The organism is Streptomyces sp. NPDC001156, assembly GCF_053598275.1.
Map to the genome: position 1 here is coordinate 493 of NZ_JBSFJX010000521.1, position 1,041 is coordinate 1,533.

A 1,041-nucleotide genomic window follows, 5' to 3' on the forward strand; every position below is an offset into this window, starting at 1 on the left:
GAGAGCTCCGAGAGCTCCGAGAGCTCCGAGAGCTCCGAGAGCTCCGAGAGCTCCGAGAGCTCCGAGAGCTCCGAGAGCTCCGAGAGCTCCGAGAGCTCCGAGAGGGAACTGCGGTGAGCGGCGAAAGTTACGCCGTCGGCGACGCCTGGGCATTGGCAGACCGGGCCATCGCCTTCGCCCAGCGGGCCTGCACACGCATGAACACCGACGTCCACGACACGGCCGCACGCACTACCGCGCACCACGCGGTCGCACTGGCTACCGCGTTGTATTACCGAGCCGAAGCCATCGAGAGGGCCGTCAACTCCGAGGAGGCCGCCCGATGATCGAGCGTCTGACCAGCTTCTACGGCTTCAGCAAAATGCCCTTCGGCAAGGACTTGGCCCCGCAGGCCCTGCACCGCCACCACGCGCATGCCCAAGCGGTCGCCCGGATCACCTGGTGCACCACCGAGCACGCGCTGGGCGTGTTCACCGGCGAGGTCGGCGCCGGCAAAACCGTCGCCGTCCGCGCAGCACTCGCCGCGGTGGACCCCACCCGCCACCACATCATCTACCTGGGCAACCCCGCCGTCGGCGCCCGCGGCATCTACCGCGCGATCGTCATGGCACTCGGCGGCATCCCCCACCCGCACACCGCCGCCCTGATCCCACAGGCCGCCGACGCCCTCGCCACCGAACAAGCCGAGCGCGGCAGGACACCCGTCCTGGTCATCGACGAGGCCCACCTGCTCGCCCACGATCAGCTGGAGGCAATCCGGATGCTGACCAACCACGAGATGGATTCCGCCTCTCCCTTCGCCTGCCTGCTGGTGGGCCAGCCCACCCTCCGACGCAAGATCAAGCTCGGCACCATGGCCGCCCTCGACCAGCGCATCGCCCTGCGCTATGCGCTGCCGCCGATGACGGCCGAGGAGACGGCCAGCTACCTGGCTCACCACAGCAAACTCGCCGGCCGCTCCGACACGCTGTTCTCCGACGATGCGATCTCCCTGATCCACACCACCAGCCGCGGTCTGCCCCGCGCGGTCAACAACCTCGC

At 69.0% G+C, this 1,041-nt stretch carries 2 protein-coding genes; both read left to right on the forward strand.

The annotated features are described in order from the left end of the window. Positions 1-326, forward strand: a 326-nt coding sequence (locus ACWDA7_RS52785; protein ID WP_450615339.1) for a hypothetical protein, incomplete at its 5' end; no start/stop codon positions are given. Next, on the forward strand, positions 323-1,041 hold a 719-nt coding region (locus tag ACWDA7_RS52790; RefSeq protein ID WP_450615341.1), incomplete at its 3' end, for an ExeA family protein. The genes ACWDA7_RS52785 and ACWDA7_RS52790, both read left to right, overlap by 4 nt.